Origin of the sequence: Microcoleus sp. S13_B4, assembly GCF_036700885.1 — a bacterium.
Lineage (GTDB): Bacteria > Cyanobacteriota > Cyanobacteriia > Cyanobacteriales > Microcoleaceae > Microcoleus.
Genome location: NZ_JAUBPU010000012.1, coordinates 94,957 through 117,818 on the forward strand (window position 1 = coordinate 94,957; position 22,862 = coordinate 117,818).

At 45.7% G+C, this 22,862-nt stretch carries 20 protein-coding genes; 9 read left to right on the top strand and 11 right to left on the bottom strand.

Going from position 1 to position 22,862, the window contains the following annotated elements; translation table 11 throughout:
• Positions 1 to 102: 102 nt before the first annotated feature.
• Together QT994_RS09900 and QT994_RS09905 are read right to left on the bottom strand one after the other, a co-directional pair.
• Positions 103 to 1,584, bottom strand: a complete 1,482-nt coding sequence (locus tag QT994_RS09900; RefSeq protein ID WP_333173887.1) for an ATP-binding protein — start codon at positions 1,582 to 1,584, stop codon at positions 103 to 105.
• Positions 1,585 to 2,490: 906 nt separating this feature from the next.
• Entirely contained in the window at positions 2,491 to 2,616 is a 126-nt protein-coding gene (locus tag QT994_RS09905; protein WP_333173889.1) for a hypothetical protein, read from the bottom strand.
• A gap of 398 nt (positions 2,617 to 3,014) precedes the next feature.
• On the opposite strand from QT994_RS09905, the gene QT994_RS09910 reads away from it, so the two are divergent.
• Both QT994_RS09910 and QT994_RS09915 read left to right on the top strand, forming a co-directional pair.
• Positions 3,015 to 3,413, top strand: coding sequence for a DUF4342 domain-containing protein (locus QT994_RS09910; RefSeq protein ID WP_333048401.1), 399 nt, complete (start codon positions 3,015 to 3,017; stop codon positions 3,411 to 3,413).
• A gap of 748 nt (positions 3,414 to 4,161) precedes the next feature.
• Positions 4,162 to 4,986 carry a hypothetical protein gene (locus QT994_RS09915; RefSeq protein WP_333173891.1) on the top strand — a complete coding sequence of 275 codons (825 nt, stop codon included), beginning with the start codon at positions 4,162 to 4,164 and terminating at the stop codon, positions 4,984 to 4,986.
• A gap of 293 nt (positions 4,987 to 5,279) precedes the next feature.
• On the opposite strand, the gene QT994_RS09920 is transcribed toward QT994_RS09915, so the two are convergent.
• The 3 genes from QT994_RS09920 to QT994_RS09930 form a co-directional block, all read right to left on the bottom strand.
• Positions 5,280 to 6,665: a hypothetical protein gene (locus QT994_RS09920; RefSeq protein ID WP_333173894.1), complete on the bottom strand. Its 1,386-nt coding sequence runs from the start codon at positions 6,663 to 6,665 to the stop codon at positions 5,280 to 5,282.
• Between the two features lie 401 nt (positions 6,666 to 7,066).
• Positions 7,067 to 7,189, bottom strand: coding sequence for a hypothetical protein (locus QT994_RS09925; protein ID WP_333048398.1), 123 nt, complete (start codon positions 7,187 to 7,189; stop codon positions 7,067 to 7,069).
• Between the two features lie 286 nt (positions 7,190 to 7,475).
• A complete protein-coding gene (locus QT994_RS09930; protein WP_333048397.1) occupies positions 7,476 to 9,005 on the bottom strand; it encodes a YifB family Mg chelatase-like AAA ATPase in 1,530 nt (509 codons plus the stop codon).
• A gap of 218 nt (positions 9,006 to 9,223) precedes the next feature.
• Here QT994_RS09930 and QT994_RS09935 point away from each other — a divergent pair, with 218 nt between their 5' ends.
• The 3 genes from QT994_RS09935 (at position 9,224) to lnt (ending at position 13,085) form a co-directional block, all read left to right on the top strand.
• The gene (locus QT994_RS09935) at positions 9,224 to 9,571 is read left to right on the top strand and encodes a histidine triad nucleotide-binding protein (RefSeq protein ID WP_172188364.1); all 348 of its coding nucleotides are present in this window, start codon (positions 9,224 to 9,226) and stop codon (positions 9,569 to 9,571) included.
• 549 nt (positions 9,572 to 10,120) lie between these two features.
• Entirely contained in the window at positions 10,121 to 11,203 is a 1,083-nt protein-coding gene (gene psbA / locus QT994_RS09940; RefSeq protein WP_333173897.1) for a photosystem II q(b) protein, read from the top strand.
• A 187-nt stretch (positions 11,204 to 11,390) separates the two neighbouring features.
• Positions 11,391 to 13,085: an apolipoprotein N-acyltransferase gene (gene lnt / locus QT994_RS09945; RefSeq protein WP_445243892.1), complete on the top strand. Its 1,695-nt coding sequence runs from the start codon at positions 11,391 to 11,393 to the stop codon at positions 13,083 to 13,085.
• 74 nt (positions 13,086 to 13,159) lie between these two features.
• Here lnt and QT994_RS09950 read toward each other — a convergent pair whose 3' ends face one another.
• Positions 13,160 to 14,065 carry a bestrophin family ion channel gene (locus QT994_RS09950; RefSeq protein WP_333173900.1) on the bottom strand — a complete coding sequence of 302 codons (906 nt, stop codon included), beginning with the start codon at positions 14,063 to 14,065 and terminating at the stop codon, positions 13,160 to 13,162.
• 370 nt (positions 14,066 to 14,435) lie between these two features.
• Between QT994_RS09950 and recJ the strand changes: the two genes are divergently transcribed.
• Positions 14,436 to 16,532 (top strand): single-stranded-DNA-specific exonuclease RecJ, encoded by a 2,097-nt coding sequence (recJ, locus tag QT994_RS09955; protein ID WP_333173902.1) that lies wholly within the window; start codon positions 14,436 to 14,438, stop codon positions 16,530 to 16,532.
• Positions 16,533 to 16,653: 121 nt separating this feature from the next.
• On the opposite strand, the gene psb30 is transcribed toward recJ, so the two are convergent.
• On the bottom strand, positions 16,654 to 16,794 hold the full coding sequence (gene psb30 / locus QT994_RS09960) for a photosystem II reaction center protein Ycf12/Psb30 (protein WP_190740284.1): 141 nt from the start codon (positions 16,792 to 16,794) through the stop codon (positions 16,654 to 16,656).
• A gap of 350 nt (positions 16,795 to 17,144) precedes the next feature.
• On the opposite strand from psb30, the gene QT994_RS09965 reads away from it, so the two are divergent.
• From QT994_RS09965 to QT994_RS09975, 3 genes are all read left to right on the top strand, one after another.
• Positions 17,145 to 17,519, top strand: coding sequence for a YkgJ family cysteine cluster protein (locus QT994_RS09965; protein ID WP_333048392.1), 375 nt, complete (start codon positions 17,145 to 17,147; stop codon positions 17,517 to 17,519).
• A 198-nt stretch (positions 17,520 to 17,717) separates the two neighbouring features.
• Positions 17,718 to 18,041, top strand: coding sequence for a hypothetical protein (locus QT994_RS09970; protein WP_333048391.1), 324 nt, complete (start codon positions 17,718 to 17,720; stop codon positions 18,039 to 18,041).
• 225 nt (positions 18,042 to 18,266) lie between these two features.
• Positions 18,267 to 18,554 carry a YggT family protein gene (locus QT994_RS09975; RefSeq protein WP_333048390.1) on the top strand — a complete coding sequence of 96 codons (288 nt, stop codon included), beginning with the start codon at positions 18,267 to 18,269 and terminating at the stop codon, positions 18,552 to 18,554.
• Positions 18,555 to 18,814: 260 nt separating this feature from the next.
• Here QT994_RS09975 and QT994_RS09980 read toward each other — a convergent pair whose 3' ends face one another.
• The 4 genes from QT994_RS09980 to QT994_RS09995 form a co-directional block, all read right to left on the bottom strand.
• The gene (locus QT994_RS09980; protein ID WP_190657424.1) at positions 18,815 to 19,246 is read right to left on the bottom strand and encodes a hypothetical protein; all 432 of its coding nucleotides are present in this window, start codon (positions 19,244 to 19,246) and stop codon (positions 18,815 to 18,817) included.
• Between the two features lie 107 nt (positions 19,247 to 19,353).
• Positions 19,354 to 20,322: a shikimate dehydrogenase gene (locus tag QT994_RS09985; RefSeq protein ID WP_333173905.1), complete on the bottom strand. Its 969-nt coding sequence runs from the start codon at positions 20,320 to 20,322 to the stop codon at positions 19,354 to 19,356.
• Between the two features lie 154 nt (positions 20,323 to 20,476).
• Positions 20,477 to 21,841 carry a P-loop NTPase fold protein gene (locus QT994_RS09990; RefSeq protein WP_333173925.1) on the bottom strand — a complete coding sequence of 455 codons (1,365 nt, stop codon included), beginning with the start codon at positions 21,839 to 21,841 and terminating at the stop codon, positions 20,477 to 20,479.
• Between the two features lie 594 nt (positions 21,842 to 22,435).
• A complete protein-coding gene (locus tag QT994_RS09995; protein ID WP_333173907.1) occupies positions 22,436 to 22,654 on the bottom strand; it encodes a hypothetical protein in 219 nt (72 codons plus the stop codon).
• Between the last annotated feature and the right edge of the window lie 208 nt (positions 22,655 to 22,862).

Consider the following 22,862-nt stretch of genomic DNA (forward strand, 5'->3'; position numbering starts at 1 on the left):
ACTCTTAAGTGCTTTCAACGGCCGAGTCCCTAACTTTTATTGCTTCTTCCTTCTTCCTTCTTCCTTCTTCCTTCTTCCTTCTTCCTTCTTCCTTCTGTTGTATCACGCAAAGCGAGGCAAAATATGTGCTGCGGAAGACTGTTGAAGCGGAATTTCGATCGCAAATTCTGCTCCTTTTCCCGGTTCCGAAAAGCACTTCAATTCGCCGCCGTGTTGGTTGACAACAATTTCATAGCTAATCGACAGTCCCAAACCCGTTCCTTGGCCGACAGGCTTAGTAGTAAAGAAAGGGTCAAACAACCGCTTCCGAACATCTTCTGTCATCCCCGGGCCGTTGTCAGAAATCTTAATTAGTACCTTTTTCTTCTCAATTAACTCCGTGCGAATCCGAATCGCAGGAATCAGGCGGGTAGAGTTAGAAAGTGGTGATTGACTATTTGTACAAGGCTGCTTTTGCTTGCAGGACGACTTTTTATGGCTTTTTTTATCGGTATTTTCCTGTTGGTTCGACTCAACCAGAGCGTAAATGGCATTAAGTAAAATATTCATAAATACCTGATTGAGCTGTCCGGGATAGCACTGCACCAGCGGCAAGTCGCTGTATTCTTTGTGAATTTCTATCGCCTCCTGCCCCGGTTTCCCTTTAAGCTGGCTTTGCAAAAGCATAATCGTGTTGTTGATACCGTCGTGAATGTTGACGTGCTTCATTTGAGCTTCGTCTAATCTGCAAAAATTCCGCAGCGACAAAACGATGTCGCGCACTCTTTCTGCACCTTGCTGCATAGAATTTAAAACTTTCGGTAAGTCTTCCACTACATAATCGAGTTCGATTTTTTCTGCTTCCGCTTCAATTGCTGCGATTGGTTCGGGACAGTGCTGTCGATAGATCTCGATCATCCGCATTAAACCTTGCGTGTACTCTTTAGCGTGGTGCAAATTGCTATAAATAAAGCCGATCGGATTGTTAATTTCGTGAGCTACTCCTGCTACTAACTGCCCCAAAGAAGACATTTTCTCTGTTTGAATTAGTTGAGTTTGAGTGCGCTGAAGTTCCAGCAAGGCAAGTTCGAGGTGTTGGGCTTGATGTCTCAATTGCGCTTGCGATTCTCGCATCGCCACGGTTGATAACTCGTGAATTTGCAACTGAGAAAGCAGCAGTTGGTGTACGTCTAAAAGTTTGTAAGTTTCCGGTTCTACTTGTACTACAATTGGTTCGTGGATTAATTCGGGCGATCGCTCCAAAGACTGCCGCACTGCGGTCATAATTGAGGTTTCGCGATCGAGAACCAACATATCAGTTTTAGTAAAGCGGTAGAGTATGACCAAAGGCTGTTGAGAAAATAACTCCAAGCTGTAGGGGCGGCTCATGTGTTCAAAATAACGCCGCCGCGAAATCATCCCTATAAACTTTCCTTGCTGAGTGATGATAATACCCGGAACTAAAGGGTTTCCTTGAAAAATTTTAGCAACTTCGTCCCCCGGACACTCAGACTCTAGAAGAAAGTCGTACAGGGTTAATTCCTGTAGAGTCGATCGCAAACCCAGTGGCGATTTTAGGGGACTCAACCCGTCAGTTTCATACACGGCTCCCTCCTTTGGTAATTGGCAGTTGCGGTTGGCTGCTGGAGTCTTGCCTACTATTTAGACTGCCTTTTCAACTCTTTTTAGAGCTTAGTTATCAACTTTCCTCTGCTCCCTGGAATCCAGTTAATTCAGCAGGATTTTTTTGGCCTTAAATCGTGCTGGTGTCCCCCGAAACGATATTGCAAATTAGATTGATTTAACAGTAAACACCTCTTTGAAACCTGACTATGTATTAAATTTTAGATATCCAAGATTTTACCAATCCGAATATAGCAGTCATAACTATTTTTAATGTTTGATGACCTTAATGTGGTTCAGATGGATAGACATCTGCGACCTGTGGCAGTACATTTCGTATTACCCCTTGCGTAAAATTATATTATAATAAGACAACAATAGCGACAACTCGGCAGCCGATCGCCCGATTTTAAAATTCAGGCAAAACAGGTTTCCGGCAATTGCCCATAAATCTCAATTGTCAGTTTTTTTGCACAAATACCGATCGCACTCAACCCGCAGATTGTATTGTAGGTAGTCTCCGAGCTAGGGACAGCCGATTGCGAGCAATTTGTCAAGTTCGGCAGCTTATACTTTAGCCACATCGAGACTCCAAAGCTGCACCGACGAAATTTTTCCCAGCCGATGCTAAAGTTGTGCGATCGTAACTAAAACTCACTTTCCACACATCCGCTTAATGTGCCTTAAAAGTTTCCACAAAACTACCGTCGGGCCACGAACTTGAGATTCAAACTCTGTCGCTGGCAAATCCGACACCGAGAATCAAGAGGAAGCAGAAAGAAATAATTCTATTTTACCCGACTTTTCCCCAACTTCAACTTCAATTTGAGGAAGTTGGTTTGGTTACGATAATATTTCGATCATTATTATTTCTCCTCCCCCTTGATTTTAGGCAATTCTCATTAGAAACTCTAAGATGTTGATTTGAGGAACATCGGGGGGTGGGGTTTGGTTGGGCGATCGCACTGAGCTAAATTGAAATGACATTTGAGGAAAGTAAGCGACGGTTTCCATGTGCGGTTTGCCGAACTAGAGGTGGTAACTCTATAGACAACGGGACGATCGTACTTTCAGTACAATGTCAGTATTTCAACCGGTACACCTGTTGAGTCTGAGTCTCTAAGAGTGTGAAAGTCCCTTTAATCCTTGGGCTGTCTGGATCGGAGGTTTTTGAAGAGTAGGGCGGTGCGAGGCCCAGAAGCAGACTGTTAACCAAGCGGCACTAGGGAAGTCGGCAGCTAGGGCCTACCGAGGAAGGATTTTAGGCGATCGCCGTTAAAGATCAAGAGAGAAAAGCACGATAGTACCAGCAGCAATATCACCCAAAAGAATGATTGATTGACAAAAAGTGGCGTGTTATATTTCTAAATAATTCTATACAAAAATACTTTTACCTAAAAGGAGAACAAAAAATGGACACCCCTACAGAGCGCCTACAAGAACCGGTCGGGACAAGAGAACTCGAATCAATACCTGTATCTGATAAAGTTTCTTCCCAAAAAGTTACTGAGGTTAATTTTGAAACGACTCCTTTAGAAACCCCAGCTTATACTCACGACAAAGTTAGCGTCGAGGAGTTGAAGATTAACGGCAACGATTTGGTTGCTAAAGTTAAAGAACTAATTCACGAAGGCAATATCCGCCGCATCATTATCAAAAATGAAGAGGGACGGATATTGGTAGAAGTTCCTCTGACGGTGGGAGTAGTCGGGGGAGTCATTGGTGCCGCATTGTTTCCAGTCATTGCAGCAATAGGAGCGATCGGTGCATTAGTCGCTCACATGACCATCATCATTGAAAGAACCGAGTAAAAAAACTCAGTTCTTAGTAATAGGTGATGTCCGGTTAATTTCCCGTAATCAAGCTTGTTGGTAGTGAGTAAGACCCTCCTCTCTTTATGCAGGAGAAAAAATGGTTTTTATTACTACTAACTTAATTGTGGTTATCTAACCGGACTTAAACAAATTTCAAGCCCAAACAGCCTTTATAAATAGAAAGCAAGTAACTGTTACTAATCTCTTCTCTTTTTTCCCGATTTATCTGATGAATTGTCTTGCCCCTCCGGCCGTAAAGTTGCCACTTTTAAGGGTGTCATGAATCATCTATAGCCCGACTAAATCATTTGTGAATTTCTTACTCCCGAGCGAGCGGGTTCCGGGAGGGTTGGGGTGGGGTCAAAAATTTACGACTCCTGCGATTGCTATATGCTTGCTCTGCAAGCATTATAAATAATTCATTTAGCCGGTATTCTTTGTTGAAGTCCGGCTACTTCTATTCCTTTAGGGACTGGGGCAATCACTCTGAGGGTAGAGCCTGCTTAATACCTTGGCGAGTTAGATTGGATACAAATGAAGGAAAAACCAAAAGTTCTCTAAACTCCCTAAGCAGAAAGCTGTTAAGCATTTAAACTGGCATGAGCCAAACACCCAACGCTTATACGTGAATCTTGACAGTAAATCAAAATAAGTGATTTAACTGCTCAACAGCTGAGCTCAAGTTTTCAAACCAGAGCATCTCCTACAGACAAAAATTTTTTGAATAGTTGTGGCTAAGATAATTATGAAACCTAACGAAGAAAATAGCTCTAGCCGTGAAATTCATCAAGAAGTTCACACCGATGCAACTAACGGTCACGTCAGTACAACGCGAACTACTACAAGTGTTCCGAGTACAACAGAGAAAGCTTCTAAAGAAGCGGCTCATCACCAAGGTTATGTACAGGGTGAAACGGCCGAAAACCACCGCCAACTTGGAGTCCAAGAAGTCCGCGATAATGAGAATGCTGGTCGCGGGTTACTGTTAGGGATTCTTCTTACTTCTTTGGTAGGCTTAGTTCTGGGCAGTGTATATTACTTCAATCGGGGTGAGGAAGCTCCTACTCCTACTGCTGCTCCTGTGATTGTTGTACCGAAAGCGAATCAGCCTTCACAAACACCTGCTCCGACTCGGACTATAGAGAGAGAAAAAACGATCATTCAAAAGATTGTTCCGGTTCCGGTTCAACCATCTCCAGTTCAAAAGGCAAGTCCGGCTCCTCAAGCAAGTCCTGCTCAAAAGGCAAGTCCGGCTCCTCAAGCAAGTCCTGCTCCCAATATCAATATTACAATTCCAAATTCACAGCAGCAAGCAGCACCATCTCCATCTTCGCCGTCAAATAATAGCAATACTACGGTTCCGAATTCGCAGAGGGAGCCAGCTTCCACTCCGCCAACTCCAGCACCTGAGAGTTCAGCTACTCCATCTCCAACTCAAGATGAGGGCGCTCCGGGAGCAGGTACCAGCGGCGGAACTAATACCGAAAGCCAGAGCGATTCTAATTCTACGAATACGCCTGTACCTGAGCGCAACTCCGGCGCAGAGGGTGCGACTGGTTCACCGCAATAGAAGTTGGATGTCGAATTAGTCCGCTAGGGGTTCAAATCCCAGACTCATAGCTAAAGTCCTTTAAAGAGGACTTTTTTTGATGGTTTAAACTGAGATATTGCACCATTCTCAATAATCTTTTTTTGGGCGGGATCTCCTGCCTACCCCACAAGAAAACTCATTCTTTGTGGAACAGGCCCGAAAGCCTTTTAAGCGAGAATGGTGCAACATCTCAGACTAACCGGACATTGTGGCTGAACTCAAGAAACCTGGTTTCTGCGATGGAAAACGTTTTAAGAGTGTGCCAACCTATCCTAAGAAACAGTTTGGTGAACTAATTTAACTTTCCCTAAAGCCGTCTTCCTGCTGTCAAAGAGTTTCATCACGCCGGAGGAGATGGTCTCGATGACATCGGGAGCGCAGTAAGAGAGAAACTCTTCCGACGAAGTAGGCTCTGCAAAAAACTCTTGAGCTTTCTTCAAAAAGTTTTCTGTTTCAGAAAAGCCGATAGATTTGATAATAAACGTAGCTACGGGAGAGTTTTTAATATCATAGGGAGATTCTTGATTTCGTCCTATTGCTAACAAATTTAAAACCTCTTTTTCCAACTGAGTTTCTAATGGGTAGGCGATCTGTTTGTTGGGCAAGTAATCCTCCAAAACCGAGGTCTTAAATCCGGGTGCACGCAATTCTCCCATCATAGTAGAAAGGGGAATATCGCGCCCCAAACGGTAGGAAAGAGCTTCTAGAATGGCGATGGTAATTAGCTTGACCCCCAGATAAAGTTTAGCAACTTCGATATTTTTGCGAGTTCGGGCAATCAGGTTAGCGTAGGTTGCATCGTCCGGCTCTTGCATAAACTGCTGGAAAACGAGTTCTGGTTTGAGGAAGTTCAAAAATCCTTCCATTTTTTGCAGAGACTTGCGATATCCGGCAACAGTATAGGAATTTACATGGATCAATTCGTGGTTTGTTTCTGGCATCAAGTTCCAGGTATTGTCTAAGAAATTAGAGGACTTGGGAGAGGCAAAATTCTCTACATCCCGATTTGCTAACCTGACCGCTCGCTTGACAATTTCTACGGTTTGGGTATCGCTCCATCCCAATTTAAAATCGCGGTTCGCACTTACCAAACGCTGGTGCAACAGTTCGATAGCACTCAAACCGCTGGGCGAAAGCGGACGAAAAGGAATAGTAGCTTCGATACAAGCGGCGATTTCGGCGATCGTACTAGCTGGCAAAAAAGGCTCCAAACATTTGGCAGCAATAACGGCACTCAAAAATTCGTTTTGACCGGCAAACGGAGAGAGAGTCTTGCCGGGAATAAACCCAAAGACTGAGGCCACGAGGTGATACATGACATCGTTCGGTAGTTCGGTTTCATCTCTAATAACTAACTGCGATCGCACTTCTTTGACAAAAGGACAAAGGGCGCTGCTAATATTAAAACTAACGCCCTGATCGACTTGCACGTACACGAGGTCGTGAAACAGCGCAGCCAGCACCTCGATCGGATCGACTGACCCCCCGACCTCAAAAATGTGTTCCGACGTGTGAAAGTAGCGCCAAGGCCCTCTCATCGTTTGAATGATTAGCTCAGCTATCTGCTCCAGCTTGGGAATGTCTACTCGACCTCCCAATTGCTTGATCGAGCTTACCAAGCAATCCAAGCACCGTTTTTGTTCTGCCAAAAGCTCCATTTACACACCTCCAGTGCATTCCCTGATTGTCTTGCGCTTGATTGCATGGTATCAAAACGCGCTGCGATCGTGCCATGATTTGTCACTCAAAAATTTTAAATTTTAGGGTGAAACACCGAGAGGGGGCCAGGGAAAGAGGAAGAGAGAGCAAGAGGGAGGGAGAGGGAGGGAGAGGGAGAGCGAGAAATTAAATATTAAAAATTAGGTCGTTGTGGAGATTAGGGCTACTTGGGCGATCGGTATCCTAAATTACACTAAAGATGACAAAAAGTGGGTAAAAAATTGATGAATTCTTGAGGAAATTATGATGATTTTTTGACAAAAGCTGTGCCTGGGTATCATTTACACCAGCTTCAAACTGCGTTGGTATAAATACTGCGTCCGACCTCAGAATAAGATTCCTAGACGTGCTGATAAACCTCTTGATATTTGCGGTGATACACTTCAGTTGAGTAGCTTTCGGGCAGTTGGCCTAAAACTGCCGCGATCGCCACTTTACCTGCTGCTTTGGTTTGCTGTCGCATCCCCCAATCTAACACTAACAGAACTTACGCAACTGTCACAAGTCATCCTGGTACCATGCAGCACAAAATCAGGCAATAAACATGGGAATATGGGGACGTTTCACTGGCTCAATTAAATAATTAGACAACATCAATCGAGCTTAAATACCTCCTTAATCCCTCAGTCCCCCTCTGCTGGGAATTCGTATGTTTAGAAGCGATTTAAATCGCCGAATCAACTGTTATCTTCCCAACTTCTTTAAGAAGTCGGGGATCGGGGGATTGTGTCTTTTGAGCCGTTGCTGACTTACTGCATCCGATCGATCGTCCGATACTGCACCGCCTCCCCCACATGATTCGTTTTCAAGCTTTCATCCCCCGACAAATCAGCAATAGTTCTAGCGACCTTCAAAATGCGATCGCTAGCCCTCGCCGACAGCCCCAACTTCCGAATCGCCATCTCCAATAAATTCCGAGAAGCATCATCCAACTGACACCATTTGTTAATGTGACTGCTTTGCATCTCCGCATTACAGCGCAAACTAGATTCCGACTGAAAACGGCGAGTAGCGATCTCTCGCGCCCGCTGCACCCTCACCCGCACCGGTTCCGACTCCTCCCCCGTCGGCTGTCGCGTAATTTCCTCGGGTTTCAAACGATTAACCGCCACTTGCAAATCGATCCGATCCATCAAAGGCCCCGAAAGTTTTGCCCAATATTGCTCCCTCTTTTGCGGCGAACAAGTACACTGTTGGATCGAATCGCCGTAATAACCGCAAGCGCAAGGATTCGTACTCGCAACTAAAGTGAATTGAGCCGGAAACATCACCGATTGTCTAGTTCGAGAAATCGTCACATAACCATCTTCCAGCGGTTGTCGCAAAAACTCTAAAACATCTCTTTTAAACTCAGTTAATTCATCCAGAAAAAGAATGCCGCGATGTGCTAAAGAAATTTCACCCGGACGCGGAAAACTGCCGCCACCTACCAAAGAAGGCCCCGATGCCGAATGGTGAGGACTGCGAAAAGGCCGATCGCCCACCAAGCTCCCTTTATCCTTCAACAACCCAGCCACCGAATGAATTTGAGTTACATCCAAAGCTTCATCAAAAGTCAGCGGCGGCAAAATACCCGGCAAACGCCTCGCCAACATAGTCTTACCGCTCCCTGGCGGTCCCACAAAAATTAAATTGTGTCCCCCCGCCGCCGCAATTTCCAAAGCCCGCCGCGCGTGAGTTTGCCCCTTTACATCCTTTAAATCTAGACCTGAAAACCGCGTTTTTGCTAACTCTTCTCGACCGTTTACTTCTACAGGCGAATAAACTTCAGGATTGTTCAAAAAATCAGTAACTGCAAAAATATTCTCAAAACCATAAACAGATATTCCGTGTACTAAAGCCGCTTCCTGCGCGTTACCAGCCGGTACAACCAACCCCGAAATACCCATTTTTTGAGCAGCAGCGGCGATCGGCAAAACCCCAGCCACAGCCCGCAAACTTCCATCTAAAGAAAGTTCCCCTAAAAACAAATAATCTCCCAAAAGTTGACCGCTGACTTGTTCCGATGCTGCTAAAATGCCAATGGCGATCGGCAAATCAAAACTCGGCCCTTCCTTCCGCAAATCCGCCGGAGTCAAATTAATCACAATACTCCGCATCGGAAAAGCATATCCCGAATTTTTCAGCGTAGCCCTAACCCTTTCCTTAGCTTCTTGCACCGCAGAATCGGGCAATCCCACAACCACAATTTTCGGTAGCCCCCCTGACACATCAGCCTCAACACCCACCTTTACCGCGTCAATTCCTACGATCGATGCACTCCAAACCCTAGCAAGCATTTTTCTTAATCCTTAATTTGCCTGTCCTTGATTCATCATCTATTATGATTAACAATGACTAATGAATATCGGGAGAGGCAAGAAAAACTTTTCCTTGCCTCTTCTTTTTCTCCTCTTCCCTCTCTCCTGCTGGGTCTTCCCTCTTCCCTCTTCCCAACATCCGTTACATCCGTTACAGAATCCGTTGCCGAACTTCCTTCTTCCTTCGTTAACAACCCATGACAACTCAAGAAACGCTTTTCAGCAAAATCATCCGCAAAGAGATTCCGGCAGACATCGTTTATGAAGACGACTTGGCCCTCGCGTTTAGAGATATCCATCCGCAAGCACCCGTCCACATCCTCGTCATTCCCAAACAGCCTATTGCCAAATTAGCCGATGCCGAGTCGGAAGATCATGCTCTCATGGGACACCTGCTGCTGACTGTCAAACGGGTAGCAGAACAACTCGGACTTAGCAACGGCTATCGCGTCGTCATTAATAGCGGCAGCGACGGCGGCCAAACTGTAGACCACCTGCACCTTCACATTCTCGGCGGACGGCAGATGAAATGGCCCCCAGGCTAAAGCCTAATTTTTACGCTGAACTTGCGGACTCATCCTCAGAAACCCGGTTTATTTCTATTGCCCAGCGCTTCAGAAACCGGGTTTCTTTTTTCGTCAATAAACCCGGTGGATTCGCTCTGATTGAGAATGCAGCCCGATCGCACTAGAAACCCGGTTTTCAGTATTCTCTCGATAAAAATTTCCCCTCGCAGAATCCACCGATGATATGTAAATAAATATTAAAAATCATCTCTTCACGACCTAATTAACAGATATTTAAATAGAAAGAGAATCGACCTGAACAAAAATAATTTGCTCGAACTGCTGAACCAAGCTACAGACAATAGATTCAGTTCTTCTGGCCGCTGTATTTAACCGGTTAGGTGTGTAATTTTACTTTGTAAAAAAATACAAATATTTACTAATAATCAAGTTTTTGTAAAAGTTTGTAAAATGTTTAAATTGTCAGCAGGAATCCCTTGGCAAACTTTAGTGAAGGGTGTTACTAATATAAGCGTGGGGCATCCCCACAACGAACCTTGAAAATTCAATTAAGCAATCATAAACCAAATGACAACAACCGTACAGCGTCGCGAAAGCGGCAACGTTTGGGAGCAGTTTTGCAACTGGGTAACTAGCACCGAAAACCGCATTTATGTGGGTTGGTTCGGCGTTTTGATGATTCCCACCTTGCTGAGTGCCACCATTTGCTACATCATAGCCTTCATCGCTGCTCCTCCAGTGGACATCGACGGCATCCGCGAACCAGTTGCAGGTTCCTTGATGTACGGCAACAACATCATCACAGGTGCTGTTGTTCCTTCATCGAATGCGATCGGGCTTCACTTCTATCCCATCTGGGAAGCAGCTTCCCTCGATGAGTGGTTGTACAACGGCGGCCCCTACCAATTGGTAGTTTTTCACTTCCTCATTGGCGTTTTCTGCTACATGGGTCGTGAATGGGAACTGTCCTACCGCTTAGGTATGCGTCCTTGGATCTGCGTCGCTTACTCTGCACCAGTTGCAGCAGCCACCGCAGTATTCTTGATTTACCCGATCGGACAAGGCAGCTTTTCTGACGGTATGCCCTTGGGTATCTCCGGCACATTCAACTTCATGATCGTGTTCCAAGCCGAGCACAACATCCTGATGCACCCCTTCCATATGTTGGGAGTTGCTGGTGTCTTCGGCGGTGCTCTGTTCTCCGCCATGCACGGTTCCTTGGTAACATCTTCTTTGGTTCGCGAAACAACCGAAACTGAATCTTTGAACTACGGTTACAAATTCGGTCAAGAAGAAGAAACCTACAACATCGTTGCAGCCCACGGCTACTTCGGTCGTTTGATTTTCCAATACGCGAGCTTTAACAACAGCCGTTCTTTGCACTTCTTGTTAGGTGCATGGCCAGTTGTCGGTATCTGGTTTACCTCTTTGGGTATTTCCACGATGGCGTTTAACTTGAACGGTTTCAACTTCAACCAATCCGTTATCGACTCGCAAGGTCGCGTCATCAACACTTGGGCTGATGTCATCAACCGCGCTAACTTGGGTATGGAAGTAATGCACGAGCGCAACGCTCACAACTTCCCCCTCGACTTGGCCGCTGGTGAAGTCACCCCAGTAGCAATGGTTGCTCCTTCCATCAACGGCTAAATTTTAGCTATCGATTAACACAAAGCGCTCCTAGAAATAGGGGCGCTTTTTGTTTTGGCAAGTAGAATTTGATAGATTTTTTTCTGTTAAATCTGTTAAATCGCATACACTGCGCGTTGCCTAGCTTCCTTCTTCCGGATTAATCTGATATATTAATTAAGAATTATTATTTTTGGCAATCATCAAAGTGGCGATATTTAACAGGCACAAATTTGAAAAACTCGCGGTTCATAAATCCAAAACATTAGCCTGGGCGATCGCATTTTTTAGTGGCATTTTGATGGCATTGACAACCGCACCCGTAAATGCTTGGCTATTGGCTTGGGTAGCCCTAGTTCCCCTCTGGATTTTGGTTGTTAGTTATGAAAGACCTCTTCCAGAAGTAAAACAACAAAAATTCTTCCTTCTTCCTGCTTCATTCTTCCTTCTTCCTTCACTCTGGGGAATTGGCTATCACGGATTAGCTTTATCTTGGATTATGGGAATTCACCCGATGACTTGGTTGGGAGTTCCTTGGTGGCCGAGTTTGGCGATCGCACTTTTTTGCTGGGCATTCATCACCCTCTGGGGAGCCGCCTTAGCCGCCATTTGGGCGTGGCTATTTGTAATTCTCAACTCCCTAACTTTACCAGGCAAAAATCCTATTCTTATTCTTAACTCCCCCCCTTTACAAGGGGGGGCTGGGGGGGATAAAGCTCATTTATTAGCATTAACTCGCGTTTTAATTGGCACAGCTTTGTGGTGTGCCTTAGAAAGTATTTGGAGTACAGGTTCGTTGTGGTGGACATCACTATCTTACACGCAAAGCCCTCACAATTTAGCAATATTGCACCTCGGTCAACTCTCCGGGGACAGCGCAGTAACAGCCGCTATTGTAGCAGTAAATGGCTTAATCGCCGAAGTTTTTATAGAAGGAAGAAGGGAGAAGGAAGAAGGAAGAAGGAAGAATTGGATTGGTTATATTTTGCCTGCTAGTTTGTGTGTAGTTTTGCATATTGCAGGATGGAGCTTATACAACCGCCCTTTGAATCAAGAAGCTGCAACCGCTTTAAAAATTGGCATTATTCAAGGCAATATTCCTAACGAGATTAAGTTTGACTCAGCGGGTTGGGGGCGCGCTTTGGAAGGTTACACCACTGGATACAAACAGTTAGCCGACAGGAAAGTCGATGCTGTGTTAATTCCAGAGACAGCTTTGCCTTTTATCTGGACAAACGAGTATCAGCGTTCTACTCTTTCTTTTTACCAAGCTATTCTCGAACGCGGCGTTGTGGCTTGGGTTGGAGGATTCGGACAGCAAGATGATAGTATCACTAACAGCTTATTGGCGATCGATCGCACAGGAGAAATTGTCGATCGCTACGATAAACTAAAGCTAGTGCCTTTAGGGGAATATATCCCTTTTTACGAAATTTTAGGCGGGATTATTAATCGGCTTTCTCCCTTAGATGCTCACTTAGTACCCGGCAATTCTAAACAATTGTTTGATACGCCGTTTGGCCGCGCCATTGTCGGAATTTGTTACGATTCCGCGTTTGCGGAAATTTTCCGATATCAGGCGGCGAATGGAGGCGAATTTATGATCACCGCTTCCAACAATGCCCATTACAAACCGCCAATGTTGGCTCAACATCATGCTCTCGATGTGATGCGAGCAATTGAAACTGATAGATGGGCAGCTATCGCAACTAATACGGGTTACTCTGCTTTTGTAAATCCTCGCGGCGAGACGGTTTGGAAGTCGGGAATTAATACCTATGAAATCCGAGATGCTACTATTTATCGGCGGCAAACTCGAACTTTGTACGTGCGGTGGGGAGATTGGCTGACACCTGTATTGTTAGTATTGGCTGGGTTAATGCGGTTTATTGTTAAAAATTAACCCGTAGGTTATACCATTTTAGATTTTCGATACCAATCTAAAATCTAAAATCTAAAATCTAAAATGGAATGACTCTACTTCTCTTTCACGTGTTCGTGAACGCTAGGAGATAAAGAAATTAAATCGTCCATATTGCGCTGCATGGCAGCACACATATTGTCCAAAGGCAAATCATTGGCATCGTGCCCGAAGGGATTTTCTATTTCAATGCCGATTTCTTCGATGCCGAACAAAGTAAAACTAATTAAAGCCACAACAGCGCCGGTTCCCCAACCCAAATCCTTCACCATTTGAAAGGGCAGTGCCAAACAGTAAAGCAACAATAGTTGTTTCAAGTGAATCGCGTAAGCCAAAGGGATAGGCGTCTTCAAAATCCGCTCGCAGCCGCCTAATACATCAATCATAGAGTTGAGCAACTCCTTCATAGCAGTTAACTGATAAACATCCAGGCAATTGCGCTCGTACTGCTCGTGCATATAATCCTCAATCCAAAAGGCAATTTCTAGGGGTGGATTGTTCATTGATTTGAGCTTTTGGTACCGCGCTGGGGACATTAACGGCTCCAACTCTGGATTGACTGATTCTTGCCGCAAGTGCAGTTTCATTGCCACTGCCAAGGCAACTAATAGGCGCAGTGCTGACTTTTTTTCTATGATATCCTGCGGGTCTTTTTCCTCAATTGCTACCCAGATTTGACGAGCCAAATTGCGGATGTTATTGTTTAAAATACCCCAAAATCTCCGACCTTCCCAAAATCGCTCGTAGGCTGTATTTGTCCGAAAAACTAACAGTAAACCCAGGACAATACTCGGTACAATACTCGACAAAATTGGCATGGAAACCGGCAACTTAAAAAAGTGCAGCAGGGAAATAAAAACTCCAAAGCCGCCGCACAGCAAAACGCGGGGCAAAATTGAGGGAATGACAGACCCCCGAACCTGTAATGCAGTTTGAAACCAAGGTCGTCGATCGACACTCATGCAAGTCTCCTCATTAAATTAGTAGTCTGCGCCCTAGTGCGGGCAGCGCAAATGCCTGCTACACTTAGTTCTTCGACTCCCGCCAGTCGATTTGAGATTCGAGATTTTAGATTGACTCCACAGATAAATCTGGGGGGTTGGGACTTTGGTCTAAAATTTTTTGGTTTCCACGACTGCTGTCAGGGCTTGTATCCCTATTTGGGTGCGGTGAGAGGTTCCGAAAAAAGCTTTCCTACAAACAACCTTTGGATTTTACCCAAAAAACTCATCTTTACGCTCAATCTAAAACCTAAAATCTACAATCTACAATTGATTGACGCAGTGACTTAATTCGGTAAGATTAACTATGTATCTTTAAACCTCAGCTTCCGTGCAAGAGCTACCGACATCTGTGCCCCCGCATTTTCACCGATTGCCAAACCAACGGTGGCAAATTTATTCGCCTCAACCACAGCAAGCCGAACAGTTTGCCACTGAAATCGGTTTGTCGCCCTTGCTGGCACAGGTACTGATTAACCGGGGAATCGATTCTCTTAAAGAAGTGCAAGGGTTTATCGAACCCGAATCTCTGGTTTTGCCCGCGCCAATGGATGAGTTTCCCGATTTGGCTGCGAGTGTCAAATTGTTGCGGGAGGCGATTTCGGGAGGGCGAAAAATTGCGATATGCGGCGACTACGATGCTGACGGGATGACGAGCACCGCTTTGTTGCTGCGAGCTCTGAGGCTTCTGGGGGCGAATGTGGATTATGCTATTCCCAGCCGGATGCGAGAAGGTTATGGGATTAACGATCGCATTGTAGAAGAATTTCACTCGGAAGGTGTCGCTCTCATTCTCACGGTTGACAACGGAATTGCAGCCTACGGCCCGGTTGCCAGAGCGCGAGAACTCGGTGTCAAAGTTATTATTACAGACCACCACGATTTGCCGCCAAAACTGCCGCCGGCTGATGCTATTCTCAACCCGAAATTAATTGCAGAATCTTCGCCTTATCGCGGTTTGGCTGGCGTAGGCGTTGCTTATGTTTTGGCGATTACTTTGGCTCAGGATATGCAAAAAGTTGGCGGGTTGGTGAATCCGCTGCTGGAGTTATTTACGTTGGGAACTATTGCGGATTTAGCGCCTTTGACTGGAGTTAACCGCCGCTGGGTGAAGCGTGGTTTACGGCTGTTGCCTCACTCGCAATTGGCGGGTATTCAGGCTTTGATTCATGTGGCGGGAGTGCAGCCGGGGAGTGGGGAAAGCCCCTCAATTCTTAACTCGCAAAATAAAACTAATAATTCCTTAAAGCCTGAAGATATTGGTTTTCGACTTGGGCCCCGGATTAATGCTGTGGGGCGCCTGGCTGACCCTCAAATTGTGATAGAGTTGCTGACTACGGACGATCGCGAATTGGCTCTCAAAAACGCAATGCAGTGCGAACAAATTAATCAACGCAGGCAGGAGTTGTGCCAGGAAATTGAGCAGGAAGCCATCGCTTGGTGCGAGAAAAGTGATCTCAACTTGCAGCAAGAACGAGTTTTAGTTGTCGTGCAACCGGGTTGGCACCACGGGGTGATCGGGATTGTGGCTTCTCGGTTAGTGGAACGCTACGGCGTACCTGTGTTTATTGGTACTTTTGAGGATGAGGCTGGCGAAAACGAGGCTGTAGGGACGGTAGCCCATAAAATTGTCCGGGGTTCGGCGAGGGGAATTCCTGAGTTTAATGTATTTGACGGGCTGAATTTTTGCGCGGATTTATTAACTAAATTTGGCGGACACAAAGCGGCGGGCGGTTTTTCTATGCCAGCCCATAATCTTGAACAATTCCGCAATCAACTGTCAATTTTTGCTAATCAATGTTTGCAGCCGGAACACCTAAAACCCCTGGTTTCAGTAGATGTGCGAGCGGATTTGGCTGAGATTAATCTCGACCTTTACCGACAAATTGATGCTCTGGAACCTTGCGGGATCGAAAATAAGGCTCCTGTATTTTGGACGCCTAATGTGTGTATAACTGAACAGAAAATTGTTGGTAAAGGAGGTCACGTTAAACTAACTGCAACTCAAGATGGAAATGTATCGGCTAGTGTGAAGGCGATTGCTTGGCGTTGGGGCGAATATTTTCCTTTGCCTCGGCGGGTTGATATTGCTTACCGATTGCGGGAAAATAGTTTTAATGGCAAGACATCGGTTGAGTTAGAATTGTTGGGTGTCCGGCTGCCGGCAAATGCTGCTAGTTCCAGGCCGCCGATGTTCGGAAAAGTTGAGTTTCATTACTGCGATCGCACTTATTCTTGCAGTCTATCTCCCGCCGGGTCGATCGAAGAATTGAGAATTCGCAACTCTCAAGGACAAGTTTTGGCTGTTGCACCCGGACAAAACATCGGTTTGTTAGGCAACTCCCGCAAAGATGCTAGAGAAGTAGATGTATCTCTACCTTTTTTTGAGAATTTGATTCAAACTGCTAAACACGCCCTGGGTATTTGATAACTCGGTATTTGATAAGAAAGCTCGTGCTTCTGGGAAAATTGGCGATCGAGCGTTGTGAATTTTGAATAATTTAAAACTCAAAACTCCCAACTCTCGATCGCCCCGGAGCGTGCTATAATTACAGGTCGCCGCCTTTAGCTGCCAAGAGAAAAATCACGATCGGGCCCGAAAGCACGACGGCTGCGAGTAAAGCTACCTGAACAATGAGTTGGTAGTCTACACCAGCCATACCACTGAAAAGATCGGTTATAAAGTCCATGTGTCCTCCTGACTGTAGTGATTAAGTCTAGATTGTTGAATTAGAAAATCCGCTTCTGATTTTACCGGGCGATCGACCATATTTTTTAAGGAACTTTACAAAATTCAACAAAATGTAAACTATGATCGACCTCTCAGTGACAGCAAACCAGGGACTTGATGCCCCTTCCCCGAAAGTGAGCGGAATCTAAAACCTAAAATCTAAAATCGAACGCCCCTGGAGGAGATCCGCCTCGGGCACTGGCAATTGATATACTTGAAGAACCCCCAATCTCCTAAAGTTTGGTATTTTCCAGATAATGCTCCGAATCTAAAATCTAAAATCTAAAATCTAAAATCTAAAATCAAACTATGGCTACTTGGCGTTGTGTAAAGCAGTGCGGTGCTTGTTGTTACCTCGACCCAACAGAGCGCCCCGACCTAGACGAGTATTTATCTGAAGACGAATTATCGCTCTACTTGAGCTTAGTCGGAGATGACGGTTGGTGTATCAATTTTGACAGAGCGACGCGAGAATGCGGAATTTATGCCGATCGACCGCGCTTTTGTCGGGTAGACTCAGAGGTGTTTCAGGATATGTACGGCGTTGAGCCGGCCCAATTGAACGATTTCGCGATCGAGTGCTGCTTGGAACACATTGAAGATCTTTATGGCGATCGATCTTTGGAAATGATCCGCTTTAACTCTGAAGTCGGAATTCTCGCCTTACCTGACGGTGTTGCATAATTGCGGGATGATTTTGATTGTTTTGGCTGATGGGCCCCTGATCCCGAAGGCGTGTATTTTCACAGCAGGCGGGACACCCCACAACCATCCTCCTCAAATTTTGCAACGCCTACCTGACAACTAACAATCTCCCGGTTTCTCACCGGGAGAATGTCAAAATAAACAAATCAAGGAAATATCGCGCAGTTGAGTTGAGCTATGAGTAATCGAGAGGGTTTTACAGGGGGATTTATTGCCGGAGCTGCCGTTGGCGGCTTGGTGGGTGCAGTTTTGGGTGCGGTGCTGTCGCGGCGCGCTGCTGAAGCTTTGCTGAGTGAACCTTCAGACCCAAAAACCAGAAAAATCCGCCAGAGGAAAGCCAGCCAACTCGAAGCCGAAGGGATGGAAGTAGCAAGGCTGAGTTTAGAAGATAAAATTGCCCAGCTAAATCAGGCAATAGATGACGTGCGGCTGCAACTCGGCGACGTAAACGGCAACGCGCAGCCGCACAACAATGAGGGTTCGATCGCCCAAGACTCCTGAATCGATTTAAAATTTTAGATTAGGCTGGCAGATCAATGCGGGCGATCGGTCAACTGTCGCACATTTCTCTCTTCATCTTTCCAGGTAAAAGGGGGAGACAGAAGGAACAAGGAACAACAAAAAACGCTCCTGGTCTCCCCAACTCCCACTCCCCCCACTCCTCCAGCTATGCTAAACTCACAGTTAAAGTGTCTGTAAACTTTACTCAAACTACAAGCAAAATTTATGAGTTCTTCAATAGGCCTTTTGGCAACCACGCTAGCGACATTTCTGCAAATCTATCTAGTCCTGATGATTTTTCGGGTGCTGTTAAGCTGGTTCCCCAATATCAATTGGTACGATCCCCCGTTTTCGATTTTGAGTCAGTTAACAGATCCTTACCTGAATCTATTCCGCTCGATTATCCCCCCCTTGGGAGGGATTGACTTTTCGCCAATGATTGCGTTTTTTGTACTTCAGTTCGGCTCAGAATTCTTGATCGGTCTTTTGACCAGCTTGCAAACATCCTTGTAGTTTGAAAAGCTTAAGTTTTTAAGCATCGAGCGTAAATTGTTTGGCAGACCTAGCTGCCTGCAACTAAATTTTAGATTTGACATTTTTAGATTAACTCCCCGGTTGAAAAGCTGGGGAGTTAATCGTACATTAGAAATGAGAAATTACCACCCACTCAACAATCTCAAATCTAAAATCTACAATCGAAAACTGCATTGCGGTTTCACGGGCACCCAACCCAAAATCTCTTTCTCAGCAATCTAAAATCTCAAATAGTTTTGTTAACGGCGAACCACGCCAGTAAAACCTGTAGCTTTAAATTGCTTGAGCTTCAAAGGTGTTCGTTGATTGGCAGCAACGGAAATTCTGAGCTGAAAATCGCTAACTCCGGGAGGAACTTCTTCTATCGAACCTAAGCGAGTTCGGTTTTGCATCACCGGATTGTCGTCGGCATCATAAATGCGGCCGAAAATATCGGCATTGACAACTGGTTTGCCGGTGCTATTTTCAGCTTTCCCAGTAATCAAAAAGCAGGTAGCTTCCATAGAACTGCCGCTGGTGACTGTTCCTTCTCCCATTTCTGCCGGACATTCGCGATAGGAAAGGTCGGAAAGTTTAATCTGCGTCAGAGCCCAAGCAGGTGGAGTGAAGACCAAACTAAAAATTCCGATTAGGCAAGTAGCAAAAAAAAGGCTGATAGCTCGAAATTTCATAAATTGCAGCGCAAGTATATTTTAATTCTCAGCTTAGCGCGAATTCAGCCTCAAATTCCTACTTATACGAATGCTGAAAACTACAGCTACTTTTTGAAGAAATGGCATTAGTCTAGACCTAAATGCTGGCGCAAGGCTTGGCGCATCACATCAACTGGGACTGATTCTTGATCCAGCCAAATTTTTAAGGCGGCTGCTCCTTGTTGAACTAGCATTTCGAGTCCGTCAATAGCTCGCGCTCCCCGAAGCTTCGCATCTTTGAGAAACTGGGTAGGATTAGGGGTGTAAATTAAATCATAGACGATCGCACCTGCTGAAATTCGATCGATCGCACCATCCGCAACCGGCGACTTTTCCCCCTGGGGATACATCCCCACAGGCGTCGTGTTCACCAGCAAATCTGCCTGCGAGATTAACATTGACAAATTATCCCAAGTATGAACCTGCAAATTCTGCACGGGCATCGGAGAATTGACCCAACTCTGCTGAAATTCCGCTAAATTTTGTTCGCTGCGGCCGACAACGTGAATCTCTGCACATCCCAATTGAGCGCATCCAGCCACAACAGCTCTCGCCGCCCCGCCATTCCCCAAAATTACCGCTACTTTCTGACTCCAATCGGAACCCCCCCTAGCCCCCCCTTGGTAAGGGGGGGGACAGGATTCGACAGCCGTATTGCCCCTTTCTAAGGGAGAAATTGAGTCTTTAGCCTCTCCTTGATAAGGGAGGGTTTGCAGGGGCGCGAGAAAGCCTTCAACGTCAGTATTTGTGCCGCACCAACCTTTGTCAGTCAGGTATACGGTATTGACTGCGCCGATCGCTCGGGCGATCGGGGAAACTTCCGACAGCAGCGGTAAGATTGCTTGTTTGTGCGGAATCGTGATGCTAAATCCCCGAACGCCGATCGCCGCAAATCCTGCAAGAGCAGCTTTTAAACCCCCTGGTTTTACCGGAAACGGCAGGTAAACAAAATCGACTCCCAAGTGGGAAATAGCAGCATTGTGCATCGCCGGCGACAGAGAATGTTCGACGGGATGACCAATTACTCCCAACAGTTTAGTAGTGCCTTTAATCATTTTTGTTAGTTGACTTGACTGTTGACTGTTAACGGTTGAGTTTTGTTAGTTTTCATACCAGATCCTGCTACAGTTGGGCCCTTATTCTTTAGTCGGCTATGAGTGAACTTCGTTGGTTCAGAAGCGATTTTCCTCGCCGAGTGACTGTCAACAGTCAACTGCCAACTGTTTCCCGAAACTCTTTGGCGTCAGCCAAAATCGGATTGACATCAAACCAATAATCTTCGCCGTAACGGTATTCAAACACCCAGAGACTACGCAGCAAGATTTGGTATTTAGTTTCCCCGTTCACAGTTTTGGTAGCGGATACTTGGCGCAGCAATTGCCACTCATCAGGTTCGATCGCCAAAGTAAGCTGGTGGCGGCGCTGGACGATCACATTTTCCAAAGTTTCCCGCGACAGAGGAGGGTCTTGTTTCTGCAGACAGCCATACAGCAGTTGCAGCAAATTGCGGACATGACCGCCGCTGACTCGACACAGGCGATCGAGAGTTTCCGCAGAGTCGAAAACTTTGCCCACCAAAACATAGCGCTGCGAAGGATGCACCATCGGAAAGGCCCGCGCCAGAACCATCTGCCGCAGCAATTCCACACCCTCAGAGCACTCAGAACCGTCGCTCAACTGCACCGGCACCATCGGCAAAACCTTCGGATCTACCCCAAAGCGATTGGTCAACTGGCCCAAATCGTTAGAGAAAATCAGCACCAAAGGAATTGTATACACGACGTGGCAATTTAGTCTTGCCAATTGTTCGCCGCGATCGACAAACAGGTATTCCGGCTGCAGCCGCCCCGTCGGTTTCGCGCACAGGTGTATGCGATCGAGATTGTCGATAATTACTACAAGTCCTTGTTTCCCTTGGCGCTTGAGTTCTTGATTAGCCGGTTCTAGCAACTCCTTATTCAGCGCATCTAAAATTACGTTAGTTCGCGGCTCCAAATATTGCCTCAACTCGGATCGCAGATTCGGAGCATCTTTCGCCTTAGCAGTAATTTTGCCAATTCCCAACGCCAGAGAAAACTCTCCTTCCGTGCTGGCATTTATTTCCCCAACACCAGGGATATTAGCTTCAGCGCTCAAGTCGATTTGAGTTTGAAAAACATCAGCAACCCCTTTGAGCAAAGCTTTAAAACCCGTCGGTTGCAGCTTGATTTTCATTTTCTCAATGCTTTCGCTCACCTGACGAGCAACGCTCAACAAAATGTCAGTGATATCTACATCTGCCATGTCTAAGTCTTTACTCGACTCAAAGTAAACAACATGAAATCCTTGTTGCTGCAATTGAGCTTGCAGCCGCAGCAATTCTGTTGATTTACCAGAGCCGATGTGACCGGTGAATAATTGACAGGTAGGTGCATCGGGGGACAGACGGCTGATGGTGCGCTCCAATTGTTCGACGATTGTGCCGCCCCGCACTGAAGAGAAATCGATATAGTATTGTCGGTCTTTTTGATTTGCTACTGCCAGGGTGTAGCTGGGATTGCAGGCGCTATAAAATTGCTGTAAATTTAGTTCCATACCCTGTTCGCTCAAAACTACATTATGCCCTAATAGCTTATTCATTTAGCTATTTTACTAATCCGAACAAGTGACCAGTTTATTCTGCTGTTTTACGGGGCGCTCAATATTTTGGTACCTCCCTAAACCAGCACTCAAAAATTATACTTAATTTTTGCGGACTGGCAATGAAGGGAATTCACTAACACCTCCCATAACTAAGTAATTTATCCTCGTAAAGCGAGCGCGACTTCAGTGACATCAAAGACGAAAAATTGGCAGTAATGTTCTCGGCTCAAAGTGGCTCTTGGAGTACGGTTAACCGAAAAACAACAGGTAGTAATTAGGTATCCAGAAACCAGGTTGTTTTAATAATACCTTCGCCATTTTTCCAGTAGGTTGGGATATTGTGAAGCGAAATCAACAACAGATTTTAGATTGACCATTTGAGATTTTAGATTGGAGCAAACATTTAAAATCTCAAATCTCAAATTTAAAATTGATGGCGTTGGGTAGGAGTGCCTCAACCCCACCTACTTTCTTAAAGCCTTGTGACTTAGGCACGAAGGTGTTATTAAAGAAACCGGGTTTTTCGGTGTGATCTTTTTTTGGGCTCTACTTATTTTTGATCAATTCTACCATTTTGTGACCGAAACCTGCTGCCGAAGCGGGGTTTTCGCCTGTGACGAGCCTGTTGCTCGCCAGAACGCAAACTTGAAAATTAGGAATTTTCGTAACATTAGCCCCGCATTCAATTAATTTTGACTCCACCAAAAACGGCACTATTTCAGCCAGTCCCACAGCAGCTTCCTCTTCATTAGTAGAAGCAGCCACAGTCTTATTTCCAATCAGGTGATCACCCTCCCACTACTTAAGATTAACTAACGCCGCCGACCCGTGACAGACAGCACCGATAATGCCACCTGCTTCGTAAATAGCAGCAGGAATCGCAGCAAGTTCGTGGTTAAGCTGTTGCACATTTAAACTGTGATACAAGCATTACCCTTATTTTTGATTTTGCGACCCCATTTAATTATTAATT